The organism is Synechococcus sp. H55.2, from assembly GCF_047462495.1.
GTDB lineage: Bacteria > Cyanobacteriota > Cyanobacteriia > Thermostichales > Thermostichaceae > Thermostichus.
In genome coordinates this window covers 1-7,600 of sequence record NZ_JANSJH010000013.1, presented here as the reverse complement: position 1 = coordinate 7,600, position 7,600 = coordinate 1, and the positions used below count along the sequence as shown (strand labels likewise).

Sequence of the window (7,600 nt, the reverse complement as noted above, 5' to 3'; positions counted from 1 at the left end):
CTCCCTGAGGGAGAGGGGCTGGGGGTGAGGGAATCCTCGATCGAGCGTGTGGAAAAGGGGAAAGCGGTATGGCTCGGTTAATCTGTATTGGCCTAGACCTGGCCTGGTCAAACCGCAACCCCTCTGGGGTGGCGACGTTGCAGGTCGAAATGGGGGATGCCAAAGTCCAGAACCTGACGGGCCGCCTGCTGGACAGTCGCATCCTGCAAACCGACCCGGAAATTGTGGACTACATCCAAGCCCAAGCCGGAGGGGATCCCTGCCTGGTGGCGGTGGACGCCCCCTTGCGCGTCCCCAACCTCAGCGGCCAGCGGCGGGCCGAAGCCGAGCTGAACCAGCTGTTTCGCGCCTACGCCGCCGGCGCCCACCCCGCCAACCGCCGGCTCTTAGAAAAAAACGGCCAAGTGCGAGGGGAAGCCCTGGTGCAAGCCCTCTCCCGCCATGGCTTTCGGGAGCAGGCCAGCATCGAGCGGGGATCCTTGGCCCGCCAGATCACCGAAGTCTTCCCCCACAGCGCCATGGTGAGCCTCTTCGGCCTCCGCCGCACCCTGAAATACAAGGCCCGCCCTCGACGCAGTTGGCCGGAACGGGAACAAGCTTGGCAACTTTACCGGCAGCACCTGCGCTCCCTGACCAACGCCGACCCTGCCCTGCGCGGCCACGAAACCCTGCTCCAGGTGGAGGTGGGATCCCTTAGGGGCCGCCAACTCAAAAACTACGAAGACCAAATCGATGCCCTGATGTGCGCCTACATCGCCCTCTACGGCTTTCGCTGGGGATCCGAGCGCTGCCACAGCTTCGGCAGCCTGCAAGAAGGACACATCTTCACGCCCCTGCCCATCTCAAAGGGCTGATAGGCCACCGAACCCCTGAACAAGAGAGCAAAAGCCGACAGCTCAGGGCCGTTCCACCAAACGGGTTGAGCCGGATTGGGCAGCGACCCATCCCCCCGGAGCCCCATCTCGCTCGACGCGCAACCAGACGGGCACCTGTCCTTCGCCGGCTTGCACTTCTACCACCCGCAGCAGAGCTTGGCGGGGGGCTGTCCCGACAATGGCTCCCCTCAGGCTGGGCTGCTGGCGGATGTTGATGCCATCGTTGGAGATCACCCGCACCTGTTGGACTCCTTGCCACTCGGCCAGAGGGCCGGTGGGCTCAGGTTCAGGAGTGGGCTCTGCCTGATCAGGACGGCTGAGGGCAACCGGCGGCTGCTCAACTTGCACCTGGGGCTGCTCCAGCGGTGGCGCCGGCGGTGGCGTGAACAGGCCCCGCAGCATTTGCCAGATGATCAGCAGGGAGAGGATGCCGACACCAACCACCCCGGCCAAACGAATGCCGGCGGGAAGGGCAGGGCGCTCGCTCCGGCCACGGCGGGATCCCAGGCGGCTGCGGCGGTAACGTTCCCCATCCTGCAAACCTGGGTTCTGAGCAGGGAGCCCCTCAAAGGACTCCGTCCCGCTGGCGGGATCCGCAAGGGCAGAGACACCCGGCCTAGGGGTGCCCCGGTAAGAGGGCAAATCCGAGAGGCGCGGGGGTTCGGGCATGGTTCCTCCCCCTTGCAAGGGGGAGGGTGGGCGAGGCCATTCTTGAGTCTGCTCAAGCAGTCGCGGGCCACCCACCATAGCCGGCAAATGAGGGGGGGGATAGGGGGCTCGCGGAGATAGCATCCCTGCCGGCGGGTCTTCGCGGCTGGGCATCTCGTCCAGGTAGGCTTGGACTTGGGGGTTGTCGAAGTAGGCTTGCAAAGTCGCTTGGGCAGTTTCCAGGCCACGAAACTCTGGGAACACCTCCTCTTGAAACCACCTTTCTGTGAAGCGGCACAGACCCGGCAGATGGTCGGGGGAGCCGGCGGAGTGTTCTTCGATAAACTGCAAGGCCTCTGCTTCTTGGGTGGAGCGCAGATGTTCGAGCGCCTCTTCGGTTTGTCCCAGCAAGAGACTGCAGATGGCCTGCTCCAGATGCACATCCTGTCGTTGCGCCAAGCGAACCAGGTAACCGCGGGCACGCCGCACCAGGGCCGGACGATTTTCCAGATACCCTGCTGCCAGCAATACCTGCACGGCCAAGTAGGCGGCCACCATCGAGGGACGCTCAGCCTCCCGCTCAAACAACTCCTGCTGTTCTTTGAGGGTGAGGTGGCGACGTACCCGCTGGATGAAGCGCAGGAAATCCTCGGTGCTGAGGCCAGAGCCATCTTGACCCATCCCCTCGATGCCGCCCCGTTCGTCCAGCATGGCTTTGAGGAGAGCCAGTCCCTGCTGTCGCTCCCCGTTCGCATCGGCAGCCTCTTGGCCAGTTCGGGAGAAAACATTGGCCTCGTGGCTGAGGAGTTGCAAAATGCGGTAAGGGCGCAGCTTGCCCAGATCAAGGCGGAACTCTGCTTGCATCTGCGGAAAGGCCTGGTACTCCTCCAGCTCGGCCAGGCCCGCCTGCAAAGAACGCGCCGCCTCTTCGTAGGATCCCTGCTGCCAGGCTTCCCGGCCCAGCTCCAAACGGGCGATGGCCCGCGCCAAAATGGCATCAGAACGGGCAGGGTGGCCCTGCTCCAACATCTGTTGAGCCAAATCCAAAGCCGCTTGGTAGTCTCCGGCTTCGCAATACAAACACAGCACGCCTGGCAAGAGGGTCTCTTCCACCGTCAGGGTGGGATCCGCCGGCATGAGGTGTTCGTCGTAGTTTCGTCGCGCCTCTGGGTTAAGCAACACCGAGGCTGCCTCTTGGATAAGCTGAGCGCGAGCTGCCACGGCCTGCGGCGAAAACCCCAGCAGCCAAGAGCGCTCGCCCGGTTTGGGATCGAGCCGCTCCCGGTAGGCCTGCTCGATCTGATGCTCGTCCGCCCGTGGCGACAGCATCAAAACTCGGTAGTAGTCGAGGGGCACTCGCACCGTCATGGCTGTTGTCGGCTCTCCTAATCGCGTCGGATCCCTGAACCCGCCTCGACTTAACTGTAGTCTTTTCCTCAGCAAAAGGGATCCCCTCTTGCTTAGAACCTACCAGTCCCAGCTCCCCGGCTCCCCCTTGAAGGGGCCTACGACCTTGGAGGTAATCCAGCCGCCGTAGAAATCTCCCGGCTGGGGCCGAACTCGCTCTCCATCCACCCGGCACTCCTGCACGCGGCCCGCATAAAAAGCAAGGTAGTCGCGGATGGGCCAAAACTCTGGGCTGGGATCCGAATAGCTCCAGGCGGCATCCACGGCCACTTGGGAGCCGACCTGGATCGTCCAGTAGCGGGCAGTTCCTTTGAACTCGCAGAAGGAGGTGCGGGCGCTGGGGCGGAGATACTCCAGCCGCACGTCGCTGGGGGGAATGTAGTAGGTGGGCGGGTGGCTGGTTTCCAGGATACGGTAGCAGCGGCAGCTGTGGGCGATGAGCTCGCCGTTGAAGAGAACTTCCACCCGCTCAGCGGTGGGCTCCAAGCGGGGCGGGCGCGGGTAGTCCCAGACGGATTCTTGTCCGGGCCGGGGCGGGATGGGCTGGGGGCGCATGGGCAGTCTCCAAAGCAGGATCTGACAGCACCTAAAGCAGACGGCTGGCCTCTACCAGTTTGGCGTACTGCACCAGCAGCAGAGACTGTTGCTCCGGCAACACCTGAATCACCCCCTGCTGCTGCAGACGGCCCAGCACCGCCGCCGCTGCCTCTCGGCTGACCTGGCTGATATCGGCCAAATCCTGGAGGGGAGGGTAAACAATGCGCATTCCCTGGGCGGTCTTCTCGCCAAAGGCCTCTGCCAGTTGCACCAGCGCATGTACCACCCGCAGCGGGGGGCTTTGTCGATCCAGATCGGCCTGCAAATTGGCCAGGCGTAGGCGGCGGGAGAGGCTGCGGGCTAGCTGGTAACACAGGTGCGGCTCCTGCAGCATCAGCGCCTTGAAGGTGGCCGCCGGGATCCCGACAGCCCGCACCGGGGTCAGGGCCAGCACATCCCGCGAGCGGGGGGCCTCGTCCAGTACCGCCATTTCCCCCACCCAAGCGCCCGGCCCGAGCAAAGCTAGGGTTTGGGCGCTGCTTTGTATCCCTTCTGTTGTGCCGATCCGCACAGGCCGCCGCACTTTGGCCCAGCCAGAGAGGATCAGATAAACCACACTGCCCCAGGCATCCTGCATCAAGAGCGCTTGTCCTGCCGCAATATCCCGCAGCTTCACCTGGGATCCCAGCCATTGCAAGGACGCTGCCGAGAGTTGGGCCAGCGTCGGCACCACCTTGAGCTCGGAGAGGAGGGCAGCAGAGACATCAGGAGTCATGCCGGAGGGAGGTTGACCGTACCGCAAGCCCACTGTAGCCCAGCCGCCGGCTCAAGGGCTATCCTGCAAAGGGTTCTCGCACCGCCCTGCCCCCTTGAGCCAAGATCGGGAGAGGGAACCTAACTTCCCCCGTTGCGTCAGGAAACAGAGGTTCTGCTTGGGAGGGGATCCCTCCGTCGTTCAATAACCTATGGATGCCTATGGATGCTGCCCTCAGCGACATCACTGGCCAGCGCTGGTCGGTCTCGGTGAAGAACGTGCCTGCGCGGCCCGAAAAGCTCGCTGATGGGGATCTGGTGCTGCTCTGTCAGCAGGGATCCCAGCCCCACCGCGAGGCCTTTGCTGAGCTGATGCGTCGTCACCAGGCCCATGTGGACAAGGTGCTCTACCACCTCGCCCCGGACTGGCCCGACCGGCACGACCTGGCCCAGGAAGTCTGGATCCGGGCCTACCGCCACCTAAAGCGGCTGCAGGAGCCGGCGAAATTTCGCAGTTGGTTGGGGCGGATTGCCACCAACCTGTTCTATGACGAGCTGCGCAGGCGCAAGCGGCAGCAGCAGCCTCTTTCTTTGGATGCGCCGATTGCAATGCGAGACAGTGAGATGGAATGGGAGCTGCCCAGCGAGAGCCCCAGCCCCCATGAGCACCTCACCACCTGCGAGTTTTACGAGCAGTTGCACCAGGCCGTCCGCGACCTGCCTCAGGTTTTTCGCCAGACAATCCTGCTGCGGGAAATTCAGGGGATGGCCTACGAGGAAATTGCCGAGATCACAGGCGTGTCTTTGGGCACCGTTAAGTCTCGCATTGCCCGCGCCCGCGCCCGCTTACAATCCACCCTAAAACCCTACCTCAACGGTGAATGACCATGGTTCGCGGCAACCGCAACCCCGATCCCAGGGATTCCCAGCAGGAGATGCCGCTGGTGGAGGAGCGCTTTGAACAGTTGAGCGCCTACCTGGATGGGGAGTTGTCCTCTCAAGAAGCGCGGCAGGTGGAAGACTGGCTGGCCAGCGATCCCCAAGCGCGGCAACTGTACAGCCAACTGGCAGCCTTGCAGGCCGGTTTGGCCAATCTCAAGGCCCCAACTTTGGATCCCATCCAGACAGAGCTGCTGATCAGCCACGTGTTCGAGGAGCTGGACCAAAGGCCGGCGCTCGATCTGGGCTGGCGGTGGCGCAGGGGCACCCCTTGGGGACGGGTGGCAGCCGCTGTGGTGGCCTTGGCGGGAGCCGGCTGGGCGGGATGGCGTTGGTCGCATCCTCAGCCCTTGGTATCGCTAGAAAATCCGCCGGTGCGGGTGGCCATCGTGCCTGCCTCTGCTCGCGTTGCCCAGCACTACCTGTTCGAGCTGGGGCAAAAGCAAGATGCCTACTCGATTTTGTTTGAGACAACGCCCAACCGTGGACTCCGTCCTGTCAGCGCGATCGGAGCCGAGACGGGCCGGGAATGACCTGAGCAGGCTTGAGAAAGACTGAGGAGTAGAGGGTGGAAAAAGCCGTTCGCAGAGCTTGCGGTCTGGCGGTTTGCCTTTGGCTATGCAGTCTGGGATCCCTGCCGGCCCAGGCTGACCCCAGTGGCAGCCATTTTGCAGCGCCGCAGGACTCACGTCCCTATCCCAATGCCCTGGAGCCCACCAACCTGCCCTCACCGGGATCCCGTCTCACTCCCACCCCCGCCCAAAACCAACCGACCTCTCCCGGGATAGAGCTATCGCCTTTTCCCGATTTCCCCCTCCTTAAGGAGTTGGATCCACCCTCACCAACCTTGGCCGACTTGGGCATCCATTGGGATCACCTGGCCCTGCTGCCGGATCCCGAGCTGGCAGAAGCAATGGATAGGGAGTTCAACCGCCGCCTGGCCCGCCTGAACCGGCAGATTGCCAACCAACAAGAGCGCCTCTACCGCCTGTTGCAAGACTGGGACTCTGACGAGGCCGATATCCGTCAAATTCAGTCCCAACTGAGCCAGTTGCGCACAGAACGGGATCGCCTGGCGCTGGAGCACCTGTTGCTGCTGCGGCAGTTGCAGGAGAACTTTGCCCTGCCTCTACCGGGCCGCTCTGCCGCCAGCTCTCCCTGAGGTGGGAGCAGGTTATGATCGGCAGAGGGCAACCACTGATGGAGCTGAGCAATGGCCCAAGTGCCCAGCAACCCAGAGATCGAGCAATTGGCCGCTGCCATTGGCGAGGAAGTTTACATCGATGTGGCCCGGTGGCACCTCTACCTGCGGGATGCCCACCTGCACACCCTCTTGGCAGAACAACTGGCCCCCCAGGTGATGGCAGGCAAGGTGGATGAGAATGCCGTTACAGAGATCCTGCAAGGGATCCCGGTGAAAGTGGGGGGCGGGCGCAAAGAGCTGCCCCTGGCGGATCTGCTGCCCATGCAAAGCCTGCTGAACTTACTGGATGTGCTGGAGGAGTTCAGCCGCAAATGGGCTCAGTAGAGGGGGAGAAAGCATTGCAGCATCAGCTCAATCGGTTCAAGCAGTCTAGGCGATCGCCGCCTCCAGCCGGCACCTGGCTCAGGGCCGCTGGTTTTGTCCTGCTGCTGGGGCTGTTGTCGGCCTGTCAGGGAACCGAGTGGGGAGAACGGCTGCAACGAGCGGTGCGACCGGTGAGCCTGCCTACCTTCCCCTCTGGAGACCAACCGGAGACGCCCACGCCTCTGCCGGGATCCCGCTCCTCCTCTACCTCTGTCCCCTCTGCTCCTGCGACTCCCCCTGCTTCCTTCACGCCTCCGCCCAGCCAGGTCAGCAGCCGCTTTGCGGATCTGGAGCCCGGATCCCTGGTGGCCCGTGCTGTCTCTGATTTGGATCGGCTGGGGGTCTTTGCCGATGTTGTTGGCAGTGAGTTTCAGCCGCAGCGCAGCGTTCGTCGCGGCGAATTTGCCCGCTGGTTGGTGCTGGCCAACAACGCCATTCACGCCGACCAGCCCAGCCGCCAAATCCGTTTGGGATCCGCCAGCGAGCGCCCCCTCTTTTTGGATGTGCCGGAGGAGGATCCCAACTTTCGCTACATCCAGGCCCTGGGAGCTGCCGGCATCGTTAGCGGCGATACCAACCGCGAGTTTCGCCCCAACAGCCTGCTGTCGCGGGCAGAGCTGATCCGCATGAAGGCACCTCTGGATTTGCCTCCCGGCCAAATCAAGGGATCCCGATTAGAGCTGGAGGAGCGTTGGGGCTTTACCGATGCGGCGCAGATCCCTGAGGAGGCGGTTGCCCCCCTGGTGGCGGATCGCGGCCTGGAGAATGCTTCCACCGTGTTGCGCACCTTCGGCCCCATCCGCACCTTTAACCCCTTTGAGCCGGTCAGCCGCGGGGAAGCGGCAATTGCCCTGTCGGCCTTTGGAGAGCGGAC

9 protein-coding genes are annotated in these 7,600 nt (G+C 63.4%); 6 read left to right on the top strand and 3 right to left on the bottom strand.

Going from position 1 to position 7,600, the window contains the following annotated elements:
• Positions 1-68: 68 nt before the first annotated feature.
• Positions 69-854, top strand: coding sequence for a DUF429 domain-containing protein (locus tag NW844_RS03110; RefSeq protein WP_414333386.1), 786 nt, complete (start codon positions 69-71; stop codon positions 852-854).
• Between the two features lie 42 nt (positions 855-896).
• Here NW844_RS03110 and NW844_RS03105 read toward each other — a convergent pair whose 3' ends face one another.
• The 3 genes from NW844_RS03105 to NW844_RS03095 all read right to left on the bottom strand — a co-directional run bounded on the left by NW844_RS03105 (position 897) and on the right by NW844_RS03095 (position 4,242).
• Positions 897-2,891: an SH3 domain-containing protein gene (locus NW844_RS03105; RefSeq protein WP_414333384.1), complete on the bottom strand. Its 1,995-nt coding sequence runs from the start codon at positions 2,889-2,891 to the stop codon at positions 897-899.
• A 99-nt stretch (positions 2,892-2,990) separates the two neighbouring features.
• Positions 2,991-3,485, bottom strand: coding sequence for a DUF427 domain-containing protein (locus NW844_RS03100; protein ID WP_414333382.1), 495 nt, complete (start codon positions 3,483-3,485; stop codon positions 2,991-2,993).
• A gap of 31 nt (positions 3,486-3,516) precedes the next feature.
• Positions 3,517-4,242 carry a Crp/Fnr family transcriptional regulator gene (locus tag NW844_RS03095; RefSeq protein ID WP_414333380.1) on the bottom strand — a complete coding sequence of 242 codons (726 nt, stop codon included), beginning with the start codon at positions 4,240-4,242 and terminating at the stop codon, positions 3,517-3,519.
• Positions 4,243-4,442: 200 nt separating this feature from the next.
• Here NW844_RS03095 and NW844_RS03090 point away from each other — a divergent pair, with 200 nt between their 5' ends.
• From NW844_RS03090 to NW844_RS03070, 5 genes are all read left to right on the top strand, one after another.
• On the top strand, positions 4,443-5,105 hold the full coding sequence (locus NW844_RS03090) for a sigma-70 family RNA polymerase sigma factor (protein WP_414333379.1): 663 nt from the start codon (positions 4,443-4,445) through the stop codon (positions 5,103-5,105).
• 2 nt (positions 5,106-5,107) lie between these two features.
• A complete protein-coding gene (locus NW844_RS03085) occupies positions 5,108-5,692 on the top strand; it encodes an anti-sigma factor family protein (protein ID WP_414333378.1) in 585 nt (194 codons plus the stop codon).
• A 35-nt stretch (positions 5,693-5,727) separates the two neighbouring features.
• Positions 5,728-6,321 (top strand): hypothetical protein, encoded by a 594-nt coding sequence (locus NW844_RS03080; protein ID WP_414333377.1) that lies wholly within the window; start codon positions 5,728-5,730, stop codon positions 6,319-6,321.
• Between the two features lie 51 nt (positions 6,322-6,372).
• On the top strand, positions 6,373-6,687 hold the full coding sequence (locus NW844_RS03075; RefSeq protein ID WP_414333375.1) for a DUF3181 family protein: 315 nt from the start codon (positions 6,373-6,375) through the stop codon (positions 6,685-6,687).
• Positions 6,675-7,600: S-layer homology domain-containing protein (locus NW844_RS03070; protein ID WP_414333374.1), on the top strand; the 926-nt coding region annotated here is incomplete at its 3' end. The genes NW844_RS03075 and NW844_RS03070, both read left to right, overlap by 13 nt.